This window comes from Caballeronia cordobensis (assembly GCF_001544575.2).
GTDB lineage: Bacteria > Pseudomonadota > Gammaproteobacteria > Burkholderiales > Burkholderiaceae > Caballeronia > Caballeronia cordobensis.
The window spans coordinates 189080-210639 of the sequence record NZ_FCNY02000003.1; the positions used below are offsets into that span (position 1 = coordinate 189080).

The window sequence follows — 21560 nt, forward strand, 5'->3', positions numbered from 1 at the left end:
AGTGCGACGCCACTGATTTTCGAGGCGCTTATGCCCACAGACGCAAATAACATCACTGACGAACAGATCGCGTCGATCGCCGATCGCCTGTCCGAAGAAGGCCGCAAGGTGTCCCCCATGACCGTTCAGGCGGAAGCGCAGGGCGGCTCGATCGTCGCCATCGCGGCCGGGCTGCAGCGCTGGCGCGAGGCGCGTCACCCCGACGTGCCGCAGCAGCCGGCGCAAAGCGGCCTTCCCGACGACCTCGCCGAGACGCTCGTGAACGTCGCGCGCCGGCTCTGGACCGTGTCGCACGACGAAACCGAGCGGCTCTCGAGCCAGCGCCTTTCCGTCGTGAGCCAGCGGCTTTCGATTGCGCTCTCCGAACGCGACGAGGCGCTCGCCGAATTCGAGAAGACCAGCGACGAGTCCACGAGAAACCGTCAGCAGATGACGGAGCTGCTGAGCGCGCTGCGCGCATCGGAAGACTCGGTCGCGCGCCTGCGAGAAGAGCTCGCGGCGGCCGCGGGGCGCGTCCAGAACGCCGAGGCGCGCGTCGAGCAGGCTGCGCAGCGCGCGTCGGCGGAGCAGGCGCAACTGGAAGCGCTGAAGGCGTCGATCGAGGAAGAACGGCGCGCGAAGGAAGCGCTGAACACGGCGCTTTCGGGCAAGGACGAGGAACTTGCGCGTATCGGCAGCGAACGCGATCAGGCGTTGCAGCAGCACGAGGAATTGCGCGCGTCGCTTTCGGGCAAGGACGAGGAAGTCGCGCGTATCGGCGGCGAGCGCGATCAGGCGTTGCGGCAGCACGAGGAATTGCGCGCGTCGCTTTCGGGCAAAGACGAAGAGCTTGCGCGCATCGGCGGCGAACGTGATCAGGCATTGCAGCGACACGAGGAATTGCGCGCGTCGCTGGCGGGCAAGGACGAAGAACTCGCGCGTATCAGCGGCGAGCGCGATCAGGCATTGCAGCAGCACGAGCAATTGCACGCGTCGCTAGCGGGCAAGGACGGCGCCCTCGCGCAACTCGCCGAAGAGCGCGACCGGGCGCGTCAGGACCATGCGGAACTGCATGCGTTGATGGCGGGCAAGGACGAAGCGCTCGCGCAGATTACCGGTGAACGCGACCGCGTGCGTCAGGAACATGACGCGCTGAGCCTCGTGTCGCAGGAAAAGTCGGCCGAACTCGAGCGCTGGTCGCAGGATGCGAGCGCCGCGCAATCGCGCGCGCAGGCCATCGAGGCGCAGTTGAGCGACGGTCTCGCGCGCGCGTCGGCACTCGAAGCCGAGTTGAACGAGGCGCGCGGCGCGCTCGCCACGGAGCGCGAGAGCACGACCGCGCGCAACACGGAACTCGCGGCGCAGCGCGATCAGTTGAACCGCGTGGGCGTCGAGCTGGATGACGCCCGCAAGCGCATCGGCTTGCTGATGGAAGAAAAGGCCGAGCAGGGCGCCGAACTCGCGCGCGTCTCGAACGAAGTCAACGCGCTGCGCGAACGCGCCGAGTCCGCGGAGAAGAACGCGACCGATCTTGCGAAGCGCCTCGTCGAAAAGGAGCAGGGCGACGAATCGGAACGCGCTTCGCTGGAACGTCAGATTGCGGCGCAGGCCAAGGCGCATTCGAAGGCCTACGACGACCTTCGCGCCAACGCCGAGCAATGGGTGACGTACGCGAAGGACTTGCGCCAGCGCCTCGACGTGGCCAACGAAAAGGTCCTGTTCATCGATGCCCGCAGCACCGGCGAAGTCGCGCTGATGCGCCGTCTCGCCGTCGAACTGGAGCGTCTGAAGCCCGACCACGAACTCGTGCTCCGCGAGGCGCAGCAGAAGCTCATCGGCGACAAGATGACGCAACAACTCGCGCAAAAGGGCTATCGCTACGATCCGGCCACGGCCGTGATGTCGAAGATCGAAACGTGACGCCCGTGTGACGATGCAGACCCAGACCCTCACCGTGACGATCGAGCGCGACTGGCGCGCGCTCTACGACGCCATCTGGCGTCCGGAGGTCTTTCCGGCGTGGGCGTCCGGACTCGCGCATTCGACGCTCGAAGACCGCGGCGATCACTGGCTGGCCCGCGGTCCAAGCGGCGAGGTGGCCATCCGCTTCACCGCGCACAACGCGTTCGGGATCATGGATCATCGCGTCACGTTGCCAAACGGCGACGAGGTCTACGTTCCGCTGCGCGTCTATCAGAACGGCGCGGGCGCGGAAGTGGCGCTCACGCTGTTCCGTCAACCCGGCATGTCGGACGAAAAATTCGCCGCCGACGCCGACTGGGTCCGCCGCGACCTCGCCACGCTCGCCGCGCGTTACGGGAAACCCTGACTTCACCGCTGCTGGCCAGCTTGAAAGCGCGTCGCGGCGCGTCTAGGCTTGTCGTGGGTCCGTCATTTGGTTCGGGCCGTTCTCACGCGCGAGGCCGACATGATCGCGAACGCTGCGCCATTCGACACCGAACTGACCCGCGTGCTCGGTTGCCGTTATCCGATTCTCTCCGCGGGCATGGGCGGGCCGGCGCGCGCCGAACTCGCGTCGGCGGTGTGCAATGCGGGCGGCTTCGGCCTGCTCGGCATGGTGCGCGAGTCGCCGGAAACGATCGCGAGCGAAGTCGCCGCCGTGCGCGCCGCGACCGACCGGCCATTCGGCGTCAATCTGATTCCCGCGGGCACGAAGCCCGACTTGCTCGCCGCCGAACTCGATGCGTGCCTCGCTCTGCGCGTGCCTGCCCTGTGCTTCTTCTGGGACGTGTTCCCCGAGATCGTCGCGCGCGCGAAGGACAGCGGGGCGTTCGTGCTGTATCAGGTCGGCTCGCTCGAAGACGCGTTGCGCGCGGAAAAAGCGGGCGCGGACGTGATCATCGCGCAGGGTGTGGAAGCGGGCGGGCACGTGCGCGGCTCGACCGGCATCATGACGCTCCTGCCCGAGATCGCGGCGCACCTGCGCGTGCCGGTGGCGGCGTCGGGCGGGATCGCGACGGGCGCGGGCCTCGTCGCCGCGCTCGCGCTGGGTGCGAGCGGCATCCATTGCGGCACGGTCTTTCTGACGACGCACGAATCCTATGCGCACGACTATCACAAGCAACGCGTGATCGACGCGCGCGCGGGCGACACCGTCCACACCGATCTCTACGCGATCAACTGGCCCGCGGGCTCGCCGGTGCGCGTGCTCGCGAACAGCGTCACCGATGCGTCGCGCGATCATCGCTTCGGCAACGATCCGTATGCGCTGCCGCGCGAGATCGTCGCGCACGACGAAGCGGGGCCGGTCGAGCTATACAGCACGAACTCTCCGCTGCGCTCGACGACCGGCGATCTGGAGAAGATGGCGCTGTTCGCGGGGGAATCGTCGGCGCTCGTGAACGAGCGGATGGCCGCGGGCGAAGTCGTCGAACGTCTGATGCGCGAGGCGAACGACACGCTCGACGAACTGCTGGCGCATCGCGTGAAGCAGGCGGGGAGCGGCGGCGAGCCATGATCCGCGCATTCGCTTCGCGCGAACGCCGACACGCTATCATGTGCGCATCCCAATCAAGCCGTACGGCTGGAGAATCATATGGCTGGACCTCAGGAAAGCGTCAGCATGGCGGTGTTCTGCGACTTCGAGAACGTCGCGCTCGGCGTTCGCGATGCGAAGTACGAGAAGTTCGATATCAAGCCCGTGCTCGAACGCCTGCTGCTGAAGGGAAGCATCGTCGTCAAGAAAGCCTATTGCGACTGGGATCGCTACAAGGGCTTCAAGGCCGCGATGCACGAGGCCAGCTTCGAGATGATCGAGATTCCGCACGTGCGCCAGTCGGGCAAGAACTCGGCGGATATCCGCCTCGTCGTGGATGCGCTCGATCTCTGTTACACCAAATCGCATGTCGATACCTTCGTCATCATCAGCGGCGATTCCGACTTCTCGCCGCTCGTGTCGAAGCTGCGCGAGAACGCGAAGAAAGTGATCGGCGTGGGCGTGAAGCAGTCCACGTCCGATCTGCTCGTCGCGAACTGCGACGAATTCATCTTCTACGACGACCTCGTGCGCGAGCAGCAACGCGCGCAGGCCAAACGCGAGGCGCGCGAGACCCGGCGCGCGCCGGAAGAAGAGCGCCAGCCGAAGCAGGAGATGGACTCGCGCAAGTCGCAGGCGATCGCGATCGCGGTCGAGACCTTCGAGGCGCTGGCATCGGAGCGCGGCGAGAGCGGCAAGATCTGGGCGTCGGTATTGAAGAGCGCGATCAAGCGGCGCAAGCCGGGCTTCAGCGAATCGCAGTACGGTTTCCGGGCATTCGGCAATCTGCTCGACGAAGCGCAGTCGCGTGGCCTGCTGGAAGTCGGCCGCGACGATAAATCCGGCGCGTTCGTGTTTCGCTCCGCGCAGGTCGCGGCGGTCGATGTGAGGCCTGCCGACGTCCCGCCGGCCGCAGCGAGGGACAAGGAAGCGGGCGGGAACGGCAAGCGCAGAGAGAAGCGCGGCAAGAGAAAGCCGGCGGTGCAGGACGCACAGGACGTGTTTGCGCTGGAAGAGCCGGAAGTGCATGCGCCCGTGCCTGAGCCTGTCTTCGCGCCCGAGTCCGAGCCCGAGGTCGAGCTTGAACCGACGCCCGCACCCGCCCCCACACCCGCACCCGCACCGAAAAAACCGGCCGCGCCGCGCCGCGCGCGCAAGACCGCAACGAAGCGAAGCGCGGATGCCGCACCGGAAGGCGCATCCGAACCCGCTTCCGAAACCGAAGCGCGCAAGCCGCCGCGCAAATCGTCGCGCGCGAGCCGTCCCCGCAAGGCGGCCGAGAAATCAACTGAGCAGTAAATAGCGGCCGTTCAGCCCGGCCGCCGCTCCGCCGTCACCGCTTCCGTCTCCCGCGCTCGCGCCGCCGCGTGTTCTTCGGCGCGCCAGCGCTGCCGCGAGCGGTACATCGTTGCCACCGCGATGCGCGCCATCTTCACCCAGCCCGAGTGACGCGGGTCCGCGAGCATGCTGAGCGCGCGCGCATAGTCGAGCGTGAGGCCCGGCGTCCAGGCCATCGTCGCGGCGCGTTTTCTTACCTGCGCCGCGACCCATAACTCGGGCGTCGTCATGATGCGCACGAGCGGTTTCCAGCCGCCGCCCTTGCCCCACGCGCGCGCGGATGCGCCTTCGATCGCCGCTTCCAGCGCTCGCGCGACGGAGCTCGAACAATTGCGATACGTGAGGTTGTAGGTCGCATCGCGACGATATTCCTCCCAGAAGCGCTTGAGCCGCGCGGGATCGTAATTGCGGATGCGCACCTGCTGCGTCGACGGGCACCATGCCTGCGATTCCGTCGCATAGTCGGGCTGAAAGAGGCCGGGCACGTCGTTGTCGCGGGTGGCGCGCAGCGTGCGGGCGAACTCGTTGGGCGAACGGTCGATCTCCACCGCCGGATACAGGCTGATATACACGCCTTCGGGCGTCTCCAGCGCCGCGTGGCCGGTCGAGATCGTGCCGTTCCTGTCGATGGCGGCAATGTAACGATCGACGATCAACTGCCGCCGCGGCTGCGACTTCGCTGTGCCGAGCGGCGTCCAGACATGCACCGTCAACGCGGCTTCGTCGGGCGCGGGCGGGCCGTCCCATATCGCGCCGGCGAAGGGCGATTCCGCGGGCTTCGTCTCTTCCTGCACCGCCGCATCCGGCACGCCCTCGACGGCCGGATTCGCCGCCATGCGCCGCACGCGCGCGGCGAGCAGGATCATGTTCCAGCCGCCGAAGAAGAGCCCGAACGCGACGCAGTACGCAACCGTGCCCGCGTAATGATCCGGATACGGCTGATAGAAGAAGATCGCGATGGCGATTTCGAGGATGCCGCCCGCGGTCGCGAGCCGCCATTTGCGATAGCGCACCACGCGCGCCGCGACGATCTGCAACGCGCCATCGACCAGAAACAGCGTGCCGAAGATGAGCGACAGCACGAAGTTGCCGTGCTCGCCGCCAAACAGCACGAGCAGCGCGGACAGACAGAACGTCGCGCCTTTCACGTAGCGCAGCTTGCGCTGTCCGCCCATGCCGGTCCACGCGACGGCCAGCGTGGCGAGCCCTTCGAGCAGCATCATCAGCGCGAAGGGAATGATCGGGAAGTAGAGCGAGCCGTCGAGCGCGTCGATGAAGATGACCGCGCCGAGCGCGATGCTGAGCAGCCCGAGCGTCATCACCGCGCGCCAGCGGGTGCGCAGATAGTCGACGCCCAGGAGAATCATCACGAGACGAACCATCGTTTCCTCCGTTTCATCGTTCGATGCCTTGTGCGGGACACGCTCGGTCACACACTATATAAGGCTTTCGACGACGAAGCGGCAAGCTCCACGGTTCGTTCGCAACCCATTGCACAGACGAATGCGCGCGGCGGCCCGATGCGACGGCCGCCGCGCATGCTGCGCTTACTGCGCTTACTGCACCGCGTGCTTCGCGGCGTCTTCGATCACGGCCGCGACCTGCTTCGGCTGCGATTCATACACGGAATGGCTCGCGCCGGGGATGACCGTCGTGTGACTGTGCGCGCGCTCGTAGTACCAGCGTTCCAGATCCGGATTGATGATCTTGTCGCCGCCCGCGACGATGCCCCAGCTCGGCTTCGAGGTCCATGCCGCGGCCGTCAGCGGCGTCGTGAAGACTTGCGCCGCCGTCAGGATTTGCGAATGCGACTCGAACTGCGCCTGCCTGAGCGGCAGATCCGCGGCGAAATCCTTCGGGAACACTGCCGGGTTCAGGTACGTATAGCCATCGGCGGTTTTTTCCACGGCGTTCGTCTGCTTCGCGAGAAAGCTGGGCGTTTTCTTGCCGAGCGCGCCTTCGTCTTCGCCCACGTTCGGCGCATGCGCCGCGACATAGACGAGCCCCGCGACCTTCGGATGAACCCCGGCTTGCGTGATGACCGAGCCGCCGTAACTGTGACCGACCAGAATCGTCGGTCCGTTTTGCAGGTCGAGCACGCGCGTGGTCGCGGCGACATCGCCTTCGAACGAGGTCAGGGGTTCCTGAACCATCGTCACGTGGTAGCCGTCTTTCGTGAGGATGTCGTAGACCGGTTTCCATCCCGAGCCATCGACCCACGCGCCGTGAACGAGCACGATGTTCCTGACGGGCGCATGCGTGGCGGCGGCGGGGGCGGCGTCCTGAGCCATCGCGACGTTCGATCCGAATACACCGGCCGACAGCGCCAGCACCGAGGCTGCTTGCAAGATTCGCTTCATGAAAAACTCCGCTTTGGCGTATGAGGGATCAGCTGCCGAAATACGGCTGGCAGAAGTCGACCGGACCGACGCACGCGTTCTTCATCGCGGCCTGCTTTGATCCGCCCGACTTGCCCGATGCGCTCGTGCCCGCCAGCGTGCCGCCGTAACCTTGCGGGGCGTCGGCATGTTGCGCGGCGACCTTGGCTTCGGCTTTCTGGATGTCGGCGGGATAGTACGGATCGCTCGCGACGGCCGGGTTATAGCCCGCTTTTTCGACAGCGACGAGATCGGCGCGGACCTGTGCGCGGGTGACGGGGCCGTTCGATTGTGCGAAAGCGAGTGCGGGTGCAGCGAGCGAAGCGGCGACGAGGGTGAGGCTGACGAGGTACTTTTTCATGATCGAACTCCTGGTGGATGGTGAACGCCAATTAATCAGGGATGCGAATAAAACGCTGCTATTCGATATCCTTTTCAAGGCCGTTGGTCTCTGCTTGTGTCTCGACCTTGACGACACTTTATCGGCCGCAACGCGCTTCGACTACACCTACGAAGGAGCGGAACTTCACCAACCAACGGCGCTTCGGATAAACGTTCGCATGGCTTTGCGCAGATGACCTGATCGCGCGGATGCTTCGCATGCTGCGCGCGGATGAGCGCGCTCACCCGCACGGCTTAGGCACTCATACGAAGGTGTTATAGGCGTGACCAGGCCTGTTTCCCCGCCGCCGCGCGCGCCGGCTTCGCGCCCCGCTGGATGCGCCCCGCGAATCAAACCTTGATATAGGTTGACTCAACCTTTAGGCGGTGTCGTCAACCGTATGTACGGCTAGGCGTGCGTTTTACGTTTGATTAACTTGGAGTCGTCGCGATGCCGCTCTCCGATCGGCCGCAAAAGCTTCTGTTATCGAACGGACCACTCCATGACGCTCACTTTGCTTTCGCCTCCGCAGACGCCGGCGCGTTCGCCATTGATCCAGCTCGAAGACCGATGGCGTCATCCGGGCCTGTCCTCGCATTCGCCCACCACCACCGACGCCGGCAAGATAGCCTTGACGCGCTGGCTGCACCACGGTGAAGCACCGCTCGAAGCATCCAATGATGGTTGCGGCACGTTTCATTGCATCAGCCTGAATCTGAAGTGCGCGTCGCTGATGTTTCATCACGCGGGCCGCAAGCTGGTTCATGGCCGAGTGCCCGCCGGCGTCGTACAGATCACCGCGCCCGGAACGCGCGTGAGCGCGCGCTTCGAATCGGCGATGGACGTGCTGCATCTGTTCGTGCCGCAGCAGGTCTTGGCCGAATGTCATGACGATCTCTTTCACCGACGGCATGCGGGCGATATCGTCCTCGACGATCCGAAGCTGATTCGCGATCCCGCGCTCGAACGTCTCGGTCAGGCGCTTGCCGTGTGCAAGACCGAGGGCGCGGCGCTCGGCAGCCTGTTCATCGACAGCATGAGTCTCGCGATCGTGTCGCGGCTCGTCGCGCGGCATTTCTCGACGCCGGTGGCGCGCGGGCGCGAACCCTCCGCGTTGCCGCAATGGCGCATCAACCGCGTATCCGAATTCGTCGATGCGCATCTTGCCGAGAACATCAGCCTCGCGGATATCGCGGCCAGCACGGGACTCACGCGCATGCATTTCGCCGCGCAATTCCGCCGCGCAACGGGCATGCGGCCGCACGAATACTTGCTGCAAAAGCGCATCGAGCGCGCGCAGGAACTGCTGCGCACATCGAAGCACAGCATGCTCGACGTCGCGCTTGGCTGCGGATTCCGCTCGCAGGCGCACTTCACGACTGTTTTCAAGCGCCTCGTCGGCGCCACGCCCAAGCACTGGCAGACGATCACGCTCGACGCCGCGTGAGCGGACCCCTTCACGTAACTCTTCGATAAGGAGCCGAACATGGCTGACGCTGCAATCGCCCTCGATCCGTGGGCGCAAACGATCTTCCGGTTGACGTCGCTGAACGATGGCGTGAATGTCGAAGCCCCGTCGCGCAGGCGTCCTTTCGCGCAACCGCATGACAGCCGCGTCGCGGTGAAGCTGATCGAGCGTCCTTCGACGACGACGGTGACGATCGAATGGCGCGACTCGACGCGCTGCTGTTATGGCGATCAGGTATGGCGCGCGATGCGGGCGCGCACGGCCGGCGTCTGCGCGATGAGCGGCGGCGCGATCGCACCCGGCGATCACGTGTATGCGCCGAATCCGCGGCCGGTGCCGGGCAACATGGGTGCGATGATCCTGGCCTCGGTGCTCGATCAGACGCCGCTATGAGACGCGTGCGCCGCCGCGAACGAAAAAAACCGCCTGCGTGAGGCGGTTTTTTTTGCGTCGTCGGGTTCGATCAGTCGCCCGCGTGCGCGCTGCCGGTGAGTTTGCCGCGGAAGATGTGGTACTGGTAGAGGTTGTAGCCGATCATCACGGGAAACACGAGACCGATGCCGATGAGCATGAACGCGAGCGTCGGCGCATCGGAGGCGGCTTCGAGAATGCCGAGCTTGCCCGGAATGAAATCCGGGAAGAGGCTGATCGCGAGCCCCGCGAACGACAGCACGAAGAGCGCCACCGATGCTCGAAACGGCCCGTTCGCGCTGCCGAGATAGAGCGACGCCACGATGAACGCGAACGCGACGACGGATGCGAACCCGAGCACGAAGAGCACATGCATGACGGCCGGATGCGTCCAGCGCCCGTGGCCGATATCGCTGGCGGACCAGGTTGCGAGCGTGAGCAGCGCGGCGGCGGCGACGGTGAAGAGCGCGCTCAGCAACGCGATGCGCCGCGCCCATTGCTCGACCGTGCCCGACGTCTTCTTGACGAGATAAGTCGAGCCGAGCAGGCAATATCCCGCGACGACGCCGATCGCCGTCACCGCAATGAAAATCGATGCGGCCATGCCCGGCGCGAGCCCGGTGATCACCTTGCCGAGCACGACGCCTTGCGCAAGCGCCGCGATCAGGCTGCCGATGCCGAACACCTTGTCCCACAGCGGCCCGTGCTCCACGCTATGGCGGAATTCGATCGCCGCGCCGCGCATGATCAACCCGGCGATGAGCGCCATGACGGGCAAATACAAATGCTCCATCAGAAGCGCATAAGCGGTGGGAAACGCGCCGAACAGCGCGCCGCCGAGCACGACGAGCCACGTTTCGTTCGCGTCCCATACATGCCCGATCGACTGGGCCATCACGTCGCGGTCCGACGACTTGCGGCGAAAGAGCGTGAGAATGCCGACGCCGAGATCGAAGCCGTCGGTGACGACATAGAACACCAGCATCAGGCCGATCAGGCCGAACCAGGTGTCGGCGAGCATCGTATGAACAGCGCTATCCATGAGTTGAGCTCCAGAGTTCAGTAACCGGCGATGGTGTTCGCCGCCTTGGTCCGGCCGGCGGCAGTGTCAGGCGGCGCGATGGTCAGATCCGGTCCGTTGCGCAGCCAGCGCCGCGCGAGCACGAAGAAGGTGACGAGCAGCACGGCATAGAACGCGACGAACATCGCCATGCTGAGCGAGACGGACGAGGCAGGGATGGTCGAAACCGCATCGCGCGTGCGCAGCAGACCGTAGACGACCCACGGCTGACGTCCCACTTCACGCACGATCCAGCCCGCCTCGACGGCGACATACGGCAGGGGAATGCAGAGCACCCATGCGAGCAGCAGTTTGCGTTGCGCGAGCAGCGCCGAGAGACTGCCGCGCGTTCTCCTGAGCGCATAAGCGGTCCAGAACGCGAGCAGCATGAATGCGAAGCCGATGCCCGCCATCACGCGGAATGCGTAATAGAGCAGCGGGATCGCGGGCGGCTGATCGTCGCGGCTGAAGTCCGCGAGGCCTTTGACCTGTCCATGCAGCGTATGCGTGCCGAGCACGCTCAGCATGCCGGGCACTTCGATGGACCAGTCGTTGCGTTGCGCGGTCTGGTTGGGCCACGCCAGCAGCGACCACGACGCGCCCGTGCCCGGCGCGTTCGTCGTCCAGTGTCCTTCGATCGCGGCGCCTTTCGCGGGTTGCGTTTCGAACACGCTCACGCCGCTCGAATCGCCGAGCCAGACCTGCAAGGGCGCGACGAACACGAGCACCAGCAACGCGAGGCGGAACGAGCGCACAAAGAACTCGGGATGACGCCGCCGATACAGATTCCACGCGGAGATGCCGGCGATGACGAACATGCCCGTTTCGATTGCCGCGACCCACATGTGCGAAACGCCCCACACCATGTCGGGATTGAAGATGGCCGCGACGTAGTCCGTCACGACGATCTTGCCGTCGACGACCGCATAACCCGCCGGCGTCTGCATCCACGAGTTCGCGACCATGATCCAGAATGCGGAAATGCTGGAGCCGAGCGCGACCATCGATGTGGCGAACAGATGCACGCCGCGCGACACGCGCCCCCATCCGAGCAGCATCACGCCGACGAAGCCCGCTTCGAGCATGAAGGCCATCGCGCCCTCGAAGCCGAGAATATTGCCGATGAACTGGCCGCTGTACTGCGAAAAGCCCGCCCAGTTGGTGCCGAACTGAAACTCCATCGGAATGCCGCTCACGACGCCGACCGCGAAGTTCAGGACCAGCAGCTTGCTCCAGAAGCGCGCATGCCGGTAGTACGCGACATCGCCGGTGCGAAGCCACAGCACTTCGACGAGCACGAGAAACGCGGACAGACTGATCGTCAGAATGGGCCAGAGGATGTGAAAGATCGCGGTCATCGCAAACTGCGCGCGCGACAGGTCGAGTACGTGCTCAAGCATGATGTTCGGCTCCGTATTGACGTTCGACGGCAGCAGGCCCGATGCGCACCGGCACGGACTTGTACGACGGCGTGCGGCTTTGCGGATCGAACGCGAAGAGCGGCACGAGCGGATTCACTTCCGGGTAGTACGCGCCGCAGCAGCCATCGGGCAACGCATATTCGACCGCCTTGAAACTGCGGATCACGCGCTCGATGCCGTCATCGGCGATGGCGAAGATATCGACGCGATCGCCCGCTTGCAGATGGCGCTTCTTCAGCTCGCGCGCATTCATGAACACGACGTCGCGCTGGCCGAACACGCCGCGATAGCGGTCCGAATGCGAATAGAGCGTGGTGTTGTACTGATCGTGGCTGCGCATCGTCGTGAGCGCGAGCGCGTCCGGATCGTCGCTGGCGGGGTTCGCGTCGAGGCCTTCGAACACGAGGAAGTTGGCGCGGCCCGTGGCTGTGTCCCACACGCGCTCGCGCGCCGGCGAGGTGAGATGGAAGCCACCCGGCACGCGAATGCGCGCGTTGTACGCCTGAAAGATCGGGAACACGATTTCGATTGCTTCGCGAATGCGGTCGTAGCTCGCGACGAGATCCTCCCAGGGCACGCGCGACGCGTCGCCGAGCGTGGCGCGCGCAATGCCCGCGACGATGGCCGGCTCGCTCAGCAGATGCGGCGACGCGGGCTCGTTGCGGCCCGCGGACGCATGCACCATCGACATGGAATCCTCGACCGTGATCGATTGCGGCCCGTTCGCCTGAATGTCGATCTCGGTGCGGCCAAGGCACGGCAGAATGAGCGCGTGCTTGCCGTGCACGAGATGACTGCGATTGAGCTTCGTCGCGATATGCACGGTGAGATCCAGTTCGCGTATCGATTCCTGCATGCGCGCCCAGTCGGGAATCGCGGCCGCGAAATTGCCGCCGAGGGCAATGAACACTTTCGCTTCGCCGCGCATCATCGATTCGAGCGTGGCGACGACATCGTTGCCGTGCTTTGCGGGCGGCGTGAAACCGAACGCGCGTTCGATGCCCGCGATCAGTTGCGCATTCGGCTTCTCCGTGATGCCCACGGTGCGATTGCCCTGCACGTTCGAGTGCCCGCGCACCGGGCAGATACCCGCGCCGGGCCGCCCGACGTTGCCGCGCATGAGCGCGAGATTCGCGATCTGCTGCACGGTCTGCGTGCCGCGCCGATGCTGCGTGATGCCCATGCCGTAGACGAGAATCGCATTGCGCGCCTGCATGTAGATGTTCGCGGCATTCGTGATCTCGTCGCGCGTGAGGCCGGCATGCCGTTCGATGTCGTCCCAGCGCGTCGCGCGAAGATCGGCGATGACCTTATCGATGCCCTGCGTATGGCCTTCGATGAACTCGGTATCGAGCACGCGCGGCCGGTCCTGGGCGATGGCGGCATCGTCCGCTTCGACGATCGCTTTCATCATGCCCTTGAGCACGGCCGCGTCGCCGCCCACACGTACCTGATAGAGAAACGAACTGATGTTGGTGAAGCCGAGCGTCGCCATTTCCACGGGGTTTTGCGGCGAGGCGAAACGTTCCAGCGCTCGCTCGCGAAACGGATTGAACGACACGATCTTCGCGCCGCGCCGTGCCGCCGAATGCAGATCGCTCATCATGCGCGGGCTGTTCGTGCCGGGGTTCTGGCCGAAGATGAAGATCGCGTCTGCGTGCTCGAAGTCTTCGAGCAACACCGTGCCCTTGCCGACGCCGATCGATTGCGGCAAGCCCACGCTCGTCGCTTCGTGACACATGTTCGAGCAGTCGGGAAAGTTGTTGGTGCCGAATTCGCGCACGAAGAGCTGATACAGAAAAGCCGCTTCGTTCGATGCGCGCCCGGACGTGTAGAAGTCCGCCTGATCGGGATGATCGAGCGCATTCAGGTGACGCCCGACGAGCGCGAACGCATCGTCCCATGCGATCGGCACGTAGCGGTCGGAAGCCGCCTCGTAGACCATGGGATGCGTGAGGCGGCCCGCCATTTCGAGGTCGTAGTCGTTCCACGACGCGAGTTCGGAAACGCTGTGCTGCGCGAAGAAATCGGGCGTGCAGCGCATCGCGGTGGCTTCCCATGCAACGGCCTTCGCGCCGTTCTCGCAGAATTCGAAGGACGACGTGTGCTTCGGATCGGGCCATGCGCAACCGGGACAATCGAAGCCCTGCGGCTGATTCATGCGCAACAGCGTTTGCGCGCCGGATAGCGGGATGCCCTGAATCTTCAGCGCTTCGCCGGTGGCCTTCAGCGCGCCCCAGCCGCCGGCGGGCTCGCTATAAATCTGTATGACTTTCTTTTCGCTCATGTCCTTCGCCTCGCAAACAATGCCATTCGTTGATTGAGTTGATCGTGATGATCCCCGTTCGGCGCAAGACGGGTTTGCTCAAATGCGCGCCGTTTTTGCGATGCGCACGAAGACGTGTGCTCGATGCACGCGGCACATGGCGAATCGTGCGGATGCGAAAACACCGGTTGCATCGAAAAAGCCGCGATGCGATCGCCGTGAATACTCCTTCCATGCGCGACGGATTCGCCGCGTTAAGCGCCGCGCCGTCGTGAATACGCATGAACGACGCCGGCCGATTCAGCATCTCGAAGGAGTCAGCACAATGGCCACATTCACACTGAAAGACGGAACCGAACTGTTCTACAAGGACTGGGGCTCGGGCCAGCCCGTCGTTTTCTCGCACGGCTGGCCGCTCAACGCGGACGCGTGGGATTCGCAACTGATGTATCTCGCGCAACGCGGCTATCGTGTGATCGCGCATGACCGGCGCGGCCACGGCCGCTCAAGCCAGCCGTGGACCGGCAACGACATGAGCCGCTATGCGGACGATCTCGCCGAGCTCGTCGACCATCTCGACGTGAAGGACGCGGTGTTCGTCGGTCATTCCACGGGCGGCGGCGAAGTGGCGCGCTATATCGGCCGTCACGGCACGAAGCGCGTGAAGAAGGCCGTGCTGATCTCGGCGGTGCCGCCGATCATGCTGAAGACCGAAGCGAATCCGGGCGGCCTGCCGCTTTCCGTGTTCGACGAGATCCGCAAGGGCGTGATCGACAACCGCTCGCAGTTCTTCAGGGATCTTGCGACGCCGTTCTTCGGCTTCGATCGCGAAGGCGCGAAAGTCTCGCAGGGCACCATCGATTCGTTCTGGTACGCGGGCATGCAATGCTCGATCAAGAGCGCCTACGACTGCGTGAAGGCATTTTCCGAAACCGACTTCACCGAAGATCTCAAGCAGATGACGGTCCCGACACTCGTGCTGCAAGGCGACGCCGATCAGATCGTGCCCCTCGACGATTCCGGCAGGCTCTCCGCGAAGATCGTGCCCGACGGTACGCTCACCGTGATTCCCGGCGCGCCGCACGGCATGTGCACGACGCATGCGGATACGGTCAACGAAAACCTGCTCGCGTTCATCGAGAAATAAGGGGGCGAGGGCGCGATGACGATCAAGCGAGTCTGGAGCGTCGTCGCGACGATGACGCTCTTCCTGATTGCCGTGTTCATCGGCAAGACCCTGTGGGACCGCTACATGTACGCGCCGTGGACTCGCGACGGCCGCGTGCATGCGGATGTCGTCACGATCGCGCCCGATGTATCGGGCATCATCGTCGGCGTGCCGGTCCATGACAATCAGCGGGTCAGGAAGGGCGATGTGCTGATGCAGATCGATCCTTCGCATTACCGGATCGCCGTTGCAGAAGCCGAGGCGAAGGTCGCCGCCCGCGCGGCCGAACTCGCGCTGCGCCGCGACGATGCGAAGCGTCGCGCCGAACTCGATAACGAAGTCGTTTCCGAAGAAGTGAAGCAGAACTCGGGCTTTCAGGCGAATGCCGCGAAAGCCGCCTATAACGAGGCGCTCGCCGCGCTCGATGCGGCGAAACTGAATCTCGAACGCACGCGCGTGGTCTCGCCCGTAGACGGCTATGTGACGAACCTGAATACGTGGCAGGGCGACTACGCGACCGTCTCGACGCCCAAGCTCGCGGTCGTCGATCGCAATTCGTTCTGGGTCTATGGATACTTCGAGGAAACGAAGCTGCCGGAAGTGAAGGTGGGCCGCGAAGTGAATATCCGCCTGATGAGCGGCGCGCAGTTGCGCGGGCATGTGGAAAGCATCGCGCGCGGCATCTATGACCGGGACAATCCGGAGGGCATGAATCTGACCGCCAACGTCGATCCCGTGTTCAACTGGGTGCGGCTCGCGCAGCGCGTCCCGGTGCGCATCGGTATCGACAGCGTGCCGCAAGGCGTCGAGCTCACGGCGGGAACGACCTGCACAGTCGTGGTCGAAAGCGGCGACGCGCCTGGTCAGCCGATGCTTCGCGCGAGCGATCTCGTGGCCCGCATACGGCGTGCGTTGTAGGCCATGACATCGATGGACGCAAGCCATTCGCAGCGAAGTCACGCATGGCACGCTCATCTGCGCATGCATCTTGCGCACTGGGCGGCGACGGATGGCCTCGTGTGGCTGCATCTCGCGAAGACGTTGACGGCGGCGTTTCTCGCAATGGGCATCGCCATGAAGCTCGAGATTTCCACGCCGCGCACGGCGATGGCGACGGTCTTCATCCTCATGCAGCCGCAGAGCGGCATGGTGCTGTCGAAAAGTTTCTACCGGATGGTCGGCACGATCGTCGGAACGATCGTTGCCGTGCTGCTGGGCGCGCTCTTTCCGCAACAGCCGCCGCTCTATATCGGCGCGATGACGCTTTGGGTCGCGCTTTGCACGGCCGCCGCGCTGCGCTACCGGAACTTCCGCTGGTATGCGTTCGTGCTGGCGGGCTATACCGCGGCGCTCATCGGCATACCGAGCGTGACGGACCCGAACGGTCTTTTCCTCGCCGCGTTGAACCGGTCCGCGGCCGTGCTGCTCGCCATCGTCTGTTGCGGCGTGGTCAGCGCCATTGTGCTGCCGCAATGGTCGTCGACGCGGCTCAGGCATCTTCGTCGCGAACGCTTCGTGTCGTTTTCCTGCTTCGCGGCGCAGGCGTTGCGCGGCGAGATCGATGCGGACCGTTTCCGACTGAAGTATGGCGAATTCATCGATAGCGTCATCGGCTTCGAAGCCACGCGCGCGTTCGCTTCGTTCGAAGATCCGGAAGTGCGGTCACGCTCGCGCCGCCTTGCACGGCTCAACGACGCGTTCATGGAACTGTGCACGAGTCTGCATGCGTTGCATCGCTTCTCGAAGATCGGCGAAAACGAATGCGTCGACGCGTATTGCCGCGAATTCGCGAACCTGTTGTCCGTCGATCGCGACGCCGGCTTCGTGGACGATGCGACCATCGAACGCAGGGCCGCGCTCGTCTCGGCATTTCGCGTGCGGCTCGCGGGACGCGTCGAAGTCGATCGAAGGGCGCTCGAACGCACGGAAGACGCGCAGGCGCTGCTCGATTTCGACACCGCCGTGCAATTGCTGTTCGGCTTCATCGCGGCCTGTGCGAACTACGCGCAGACCTATGTATCGCTTGCGTCCCGGAAGCACGTATTCGAAGAGACGGATATGAAGCGCGTCTTCGTCACGAACAAGAGCGTGATCGGCATGACGTTCCTGACGACGTGCGCGGTGCTCGGCGTCATCGGCGCGTCGTGGCTGTCGAGCGACTGGCCGAGCGGCGGCTATGCGATCATCGGCGCGGCCGTCGTCTCCGCGCTGGGGTCGAATTCGCCCGCGCCCATCAAGTTCTCGTTGCAGATGGCCTCGGGCGCGGCTATCGCGACGTTGGCCGGCTATCTCGTGCTGGGCTATGTCTATCCCGCGATCGAAGGCTTTCCGCTCTTGTGTTTCGTATTGACGCCTTTGCTCGGGCTCGGCGCTTTTCTCGCCACGCGGCCGCGATTCACCGGATTCGGCCTGAGCTTCTGCATCTTCTTTTGCATACTCGGCGGCCCCGACCGCATGATTCACTATGCGCCGGAAGCGCTGCTGAACGACGGCATCGCGTTGACGCTGTCGATGCTCGCCTGCGCGGCGGCCTACGTATTCGTGTTTCCCGCCGAGAAGTCATGGCGCGTAGCGGCCTTGCTACACGATTTGCGCGCTCAGATGAAGCTTGCGTGCGCTGCGCCCCTCGACGACCTGGCGCAGATGTTTCAATCGGGCACGCACGATCTCATTTCGCAGATACGCGCGCTTCTGCCGCAGCCGACGCAGCAATACGGCGAAGCGCTGTCATGGATACTCGCCGTGCTTGAACTGGGGCATGCGTCGATCGAATTCAGAAGCGCAAGCCGCGACGCCGAAGCGCTTCACATCGTGCCTGCGGACTGGCATGCATCGACCGAAGCAACGATGACCCGTTTGATGAAGCTGTTCGATTCGCCATCGCCAGCCAGCCGCGATGAAAGCATTCGCGCGATCGACACGCAGTCGGCGCTGGCCGTTCGGATCATGGATACGATGCGCGGCTCGCCCCATGAGATCGTGCCGATGCGCCGCATGCTCGCGCGCCTTCACTTCATGCGCCGCGTGCTTCTCGATAGCGACGCGATTTTTCAGCCGCCATCCGTTTCCCGATGATCGATACCGATGAGCCGCGCATCGAGCCGCTTCGCGAGTGCTTCGCCGCCTTGCTGCATCACGTAATCGTGATTCCATTCGAAGAGCGGACGCGCGATGGGGGCGAGCAGGTTCATCCATCCGCGTCCTGTGTGCACGCGCCATTCATATCGCACGATGGCGACGCCTCCGCTCGATGCAAAGCGCCAGCGCCCGAAGCCCTCGACATCGCCGCTTGCAGTGCCCTCCAGCAATGCGAGCGGTTCAACGCGCGTCACCCGCATGTCGAAGCGCACACGATACGGCAAGCGGCCTTTCCACGTATAACGATGCAGCGCGCCGACGCCATCGGGCGCGCCGCTTTCCACTTCGGTCACGCGCTCGACGCAGGTCCACCATTGCGGCCACGCGGCCGGATCGTGAATGGCGTTCCATACCTGCTGAAGCGGCGCTTCGATCTTCCAGACGGTGACGAACAGATATTCGCTCGCGCGCACGATCGCCTCCCCGGGCGCTTACTTTTCCTTCGCGTTCTGCGCGATGGCTTCGTCGGTTTCCCAACCGCCGCCAAGCGCGCGGAACAGGTTCACCTGATCGACCGCAACCTGTCCTTCCGCCGCCGCGACTTGCGCCGCGACACCCGTGAGCGTGCGCGTCGCGTCGAGATCGTTGAGGAAGGACTCGCGGCCCGCGCGATACAGCCGGTTCGTTTCATCGGCCGACTGGATCGCGGATTTATACGCGGTGCGCAACGCATCGGCGCGCGTGGTGTCGGAGGCATAGGTCGCGAGACTGCTCTGCGTTTCCTGCAACGCTTTCAACACGACGCCGTCGAAATGGGCCAGTGCGCCGCTCGTTGCCGCTTCGGCCTGCGCCACGCGCGCGCGCTGACCGTTGATCGGGAAATTCCAGCTGATGAGCGGGCCGAACGCCCAGCGGTTCGTATTCGCGCCGAACAGGTCTTCCACGACGCCGACCGTTCCCACCGATGCGCCAAAGCTCACCGAAGGATAGAGCGCCGCCGTCGCAACGCCGATGCGCGCCGTCGATGACGCCAGTTGCCGCTCGGCCTGACGCACGTCGGGACGGCGCTTGAGCAAGGCTGCGCCGTTGCCGACGGGAATCGGCGCGCGCAGCTTCGGCAGCTTCCTGCATGCAAGCGCGGCCTTGGGCAGATCCGCTGGCGCGCGCGCGAGCAGCATCGCGAGCCGATATTGCGCAACGCGGCGGCGCGCGACGAAGCGTGGGATATCGGCGGCGAGCGTATCGGCTTGCGTCTGTCCGCGCGTGACTTCCGATTGATTGCCGCGGCCCGCGTCGCGCAGACGCTGCGTGAGCTGCACGCGCTGCTTCTGCAACGCGAGCGACTTTCGCGCGATCTCCAGTTCTTCCGCCGCCGAGCACGATTCGACATACGCGCGCACGACATCCGCGACCACCGTGACGCGTGCGAGATCCTGCGCCGCTTCGACGGCTTCGTCTTCCGCGTTCGCCGCTTCGACGCCGCGTCTGAGCTTGCCGAACAGATCGATTTCGTAGGATATCGAAAGATCGAGCGCGCCTTCGTTGACCACGGGAATCTTCTCCGTCAGCAAATACTGCTCCGCCGATTCCTGCGCGCGCTGAAACGCCGCCGAGGTCTTGCCGGAGAATCCGCCTTGCTTGCTGGCGAATTCCACTTCGGCGCGCGAGCGTGCGAGATTCGCCGCGGCCACGCGCAAATCCGTGTTCGATGCGAGCGCCTGGGTCACGAGTTGATCCACGACGGGATCGTCATAGAGCCGCCACCACTTCGCGGGCACTTCGCCTTGCGTGACGGGCGCCTGATCCGCGCCGTCGATGGCCGCGTTCGCATAGGGCGCGTTGACGGCGGCCTGATCGGGCAGCTTGTAATCCGGACCGACCGTCGTGCAGCCGAACAGCACGCATGCGGACGAAGCAACGAAGACGAACGCTTTCATTGCGACGCACCCGATGTGCCCGATGTGCCTGACACGCTTGACGTCGGCGCAGGCGCAGACGCGGGCGATGTTTCCGACGCCGCGCGCCGGCCGATCGTCGGGCCGATGCCGCGCACCGAGACGGTCGCCGTGCGGCCCGCGATCATGCGGAAGTCGGCGGGAATTTCATCGAGCGTGACGCGCACGGGAATGCGCTGCGCGAGACGCACCCAGCTGAACGCGGGATTCACGTTCGGCAGAAGACTCGGGCTTTGCTGGCGGTCGCGATCCTCGATCGCCGCGACGATGCTCTGCACATGGCCGCGCAGGATGTTCGGCTCGCCCATGACCTTGATATCGACCGGCTGGCCGATGTCGATGCCATGCAGCTTCGTTTCCTCGAAATAGCCATCGACGCGGAACGAATGCATGTCCACCACCGACAACACCGCGCGGCCTGCCGCGATGTATTCGCCGACACGCGGCGCGCGATCGTTCAGATAGCCGTCGACGGGACTTACGATCTGCGTGCGTTGCAGATTGAGCCGCGCGGTGTCGATCGCGACGTCGGCATCCGCGAGGGCGGCGGCGGCCTGCTCGACGCGCGACTGCGTTTCCTCGACCACTTCGCGCGCGACGAGATTGCCGAGCTTGCGATTGCGCGCATCTTCGCGGCGCGCCTGATCGAGCGTCGCGCGGCGTTGCTGCGCGGTGGCCTGTGCGTTGCGTAACGCAAGCGCATAGCGCGCCTGATCGATCACGAACAGCACATCGCCTTTCTTGACCTGCTGGTTGTCGATCACCTTCACGTCCGTGATGAGACCCGACACGTCAGGCGCGACCTGAATGACATCGGCGCGCACGTGCCCGTCGCGCGTCCACGGCGCGAACATGTAGTAGTCGACGAGCTTCCACAACACGACCGCCGCAATCGCGACGACGATGAGCGTAAGCAGAATCTGCCCGAGAGAGAACCAGGTTTTTTTCACGAGATGAGCCGCTGCGAAACGATGACGACAACTCCCAGCACCAGAACATAGATGCCGAGATCGAAAATGGAGCGATGCCAGACGAAGCGATAAAAGCCGATGCGCGCCAGCACATTGCGGATCGCCATGTTCACGAGATAGGCGATGAACATCAGCATCAATATGGCGGGAATGAACACGCCGAGAACGTCGATTTCGCCGATCATGTGC

At 64.5% G+C, this 21560-nt stretch carries 21 protein-coding genes; 10 read left to right on the forward strand and 11 right to left on the reverse strand.

The window, feature by feature from the left end; translation table 11 throughout:
- The first annotated feature begins 30 nt into the window (after positions 1-30).
- The 4 genes from AWB70_RS07275 to AWB70_RS07290 all read left to right on the forward strand — a co-directional run bounded on the left by AWB70_RS07275 (position 31) and on the right by AWB70_RS07290 (position 4774).
- The gene (locus AWB70_RS07275; RefSeq protein WP_053571196.1) at positions 31-1899 is read left to right on the forward strand and encodes a DNA-binding protein; all 1869 of its coding nucleotides are present in this window, start codon (positions 31-33) and stop codon (positions 1897-1899) included.
- 13 nt (positions 1900-1912) lie between these two features.
- Positions 1913-2308, forward strand: a complete 396-nt coding sequence (locus AWB70_RS07280) for a polyketide cyclase (RefSeq protein ID WP_053571197.1) — start codon at positions 1913-1915, stop codon at positions 2306-2308.
- 99 nt (positions 2309-2407) lie between these two features.
- Entirely contained in the window at positions 2408-3457 is a 1050-nt protein-coding gene (locus tag AWB70_RS07285) for an NAD(P)H-dependent flavin oxidoreductase (RefSeq protein WP_053571198.1), read from the forward strand.
- A gap of 78 nt (positions 3458-3535) precedes the next feature.
- The gene (locus tag AWB70_RS07290; RefSeq protein WP_053571199.1) at positions 3536-4774 is read left to right on the forward strand and encodes an NYN domain-containing protein; all 1239 of its coding nucleotides are present in this window, start codon (positions 3536-3538) and stop codon (positions 4772-4774) included.
- An 11-nt stretch (positions 4775-4785) separates the two neighbouring features.
- Here AWB70_RS07290 and AWB70_RS07295 read toward each other — a convergent pair whose 3' ends face one another.
- From AWB70_RS07295 to AWB70_RS07305, 3 genes are all read right to left on the reverse strand, one after another.
- Positions 4786-6195 (reverse strand): HdeD family acid-resistance protein, encoded by a 1410-nt coding sequence (locus tag AWB70_RS07295; protein WP_053572057.1) that lies wholly within the window; start codon positions 6193-6195, stop codon positions 4786-4788.
- A 174-nt stretch (positions 6196-6369) separates the two neighbouring features.
- Complete coding sequence (locus AWB70_RS07300) at positions 6370-7173, reverse strand: alpha/beta hydrolase (protein WP_014252154.1); 804 nt, start codon at positions 7171-7173, stop codon at positions 6370-6372.
- Positions 7174-7201: 28 nt separating this feature from the next.
- Entirely contained in the window at positions 7202-7552 is a 351-nt protein-coding gene (locus tag AWB70_RS07305; protein WP_053571200.1) for a DUF4148 domain-containing protein, read from the reverse strand.
- Here AWB70_RS07305 and AWB70_RS07310 point away from each other — a divergent pair.
- The 3 genes from AWB70_RS07310 (at position 7551) to AWB70_RS07320 (ending at position 9434) form a co-directional block, all read left to right on the forward strand.
- Positions 7551-7769, forward strand: a complete 219-nt coding sequence (locus AWB70_RS07310) for a hypothetical protein (RefSeq protein ID WP_053571201.1) — start codon at positions 7551-7553, stop codon at positions 7767-7769. The genes AWB70_RS07305 and AWB70_RS07310 overlap by 2 nt on opposite strands.
- A gap of 306 nt (positions 7770-8075) precedes the next feature.
- The gene (locus tag AWB70_RS07315) at positions 8076-9020 is read left to right on the forward strand and encodes a helix-turn-helix domain-containing protein (RefSeq protein WP_014252156.1); all 945 of its coding nucleotides are present in this window, start codon (positions 8076-8078) and stop codon (positions 9018-9020) included.
- A 39-nt stretch (positions 9021-9059) separates the two neighbouring features.
- Positions 9060-9434 (forward strand): DUF3331 domain-containing protein, encoded by a 375-nt coding sequence (locus tag AWB70_RS07320; protein ID WP_014252157.1) that lies wholly within the window; start codon positions 9060-9062, stop codon positions 9432-9434.
- A gap of 70 nt (positions 9435-9504) precedes the next feature.
- Here the strand turns inward: AWB70_RS07320 and AWB70_RS07325 are convergent, their stop codons facing one another.
- From AWB70_RS07325 to AWB70_RS07340, 4 genes are read right to left on the reverse strand one after another with little or no spacing between them, the layout of a single operon-like run.
- A complete protein-coding gene (locus AWB70_RS07325) occupies positions 9505-10494 on the reverse strand; it encodes a cytochrome d ubiquinol oxidase subunit II (protein ID WP_053571202.1) in 990 nt (329 codons plus the stop codon).
- A gap of 17 nt (positions 10495-10511) precedes the next feature.
- Positions 10512-11912, reverse strand: a complete 1401-nt coding sequence (locus tag AWB70_RS07330; protein ID WP_053571203.1) for a cytochrome ubiquinol oxidase subunit I — start codon at positions 11910-11912, stop codon at positions 10512-10514.
- A complete protein-coding gene (locus AWB70_RS07335) occupies positions 11905-14220 on the reverse strand; it encodes an FdhF/YdeP family oxidoreductase (protein WP_053571204.1) in 2316 nt (771 codons plus the stop codon). The genes AWB70_RS07330 and AWB70_RS07335 overlap by 8 nt, the downstream gene beginning before the upstream one ends.
- Entirely contained in the window at positions 14189-14482 is a 294-nt protein-coding gene (locus tag AWB70_RS07340) for a hypothetical protein (RefSeq protein WP_235024156.1), read from the reverse strand. The genes AWB70_RS07335 and AWB70_RS07340 overlap by 32 nt, the downstream gene beginning before the upstream one ends.
- A 42-nt stretch (positions 14483-14524) precedes the next feature.
- Between AWB70_RS07340 and AWB70_RS07345 the strand changes: the two genes are divergently transcribed.
- Genes AWB70_RS07345 through AWB70_RS07355 form a run of 3 tightly spaced genes read left to right on the forward strand, consistent with a single transcriptional unit; the run spans position 14525 to position 18442 of the window.
- Complete coding sequence (locus tag AWB70_RS07345; protein ID WP_053572058.1) at positions 14525-15346, forward strand: alpha/beta fold hydrolase; 822 nt, start codon at positions 14525-14527, stop codon at positions 15344-15346.
- 15 nt (positions 15347-15361) lie between these two features.
- Positions 15362-16285 carry an efflux RND transporter periplasmic adaptor subunit gene (locus AWB70_RS07350; protein ID WP_053571205.1) on the forward strand — a complete coding sequence of 308 codons (924 nt, stop codon included), beginning with the start codon at positions 15362-15364 and terminating at the stop codon, positions 16283-16285.
- Positions 16286-16297: 12 nt separating this feature from the next.
- Positions 16298-18442 (forward strand): FUSC family protein, encoded by a 2145-nt coding sequence (locus AWB70_RS07355; protein WP_053571206.1) that lies wholly within the window; start codon positions 16298-16300, stop codon positions 18440-18442.
- Here the strand turns inward: AWB70_RS07355 and AWB70_RS07360 are convergent.
- The 4 genes from AWB70_RS07360 to AWB70_RS07375 are packed head-to-tail and all read right to left on the reverse strand — an operon-like array spanning position 18418 to position 21556.
- On the reverse strand, positions 18418-18918 hold the full coding sequence (locus AWB70_RS07360; protein WP_053571207.1) for an SRPBCC family protein: 501 nt from the start codon (positions 18916-18918) through the stop codon (positions 18418-18420). The two genes, AWB70_RS07355 and AWB70_RS07360, sit on opposite strands and share 25 nt — an antisense overlap.
- 18 nt (positions 18919-18936) lie before the next feature.
- Entirely contained in the window at positions 18937-20382 is a 1446-nt protein-coding gene (locus AWB70_RS07365; protein ID WP_053571208.1) for an efflux transporter outer membrane subunit, read from the reverse strand.
- Positions 20379-21350: an efflux RND transporter periplasmic adaptor subunit gene (locus tag AWB70_RS07370; RefSeq protein ID WP_045460290.1), complete on the reverse strand. Its 972-nt coding sequence runs from the start codon at positions 21348-21350 to the stop codon at positions 20379-20381. Before AWB70_RS07370 ends, AWB70_RS07365 begins: the two co-directional genes overlap by 4 nt.
- A complete protein-coding gene (locus AWB70_RS07375; protein ID WP_014252168.1) occupies positions 21347-21556 on the reverse strand; it encodes a DUF1656 domain-containing protein in 210 nt (69 codons plus the stop codon). Before AWB70_RS07375 ends, AWB70_RS07370 begins: the two co-directional genes overlap by 4 nt.
- Positions 21557-21560: the final 4 nt, after the last annotated feature.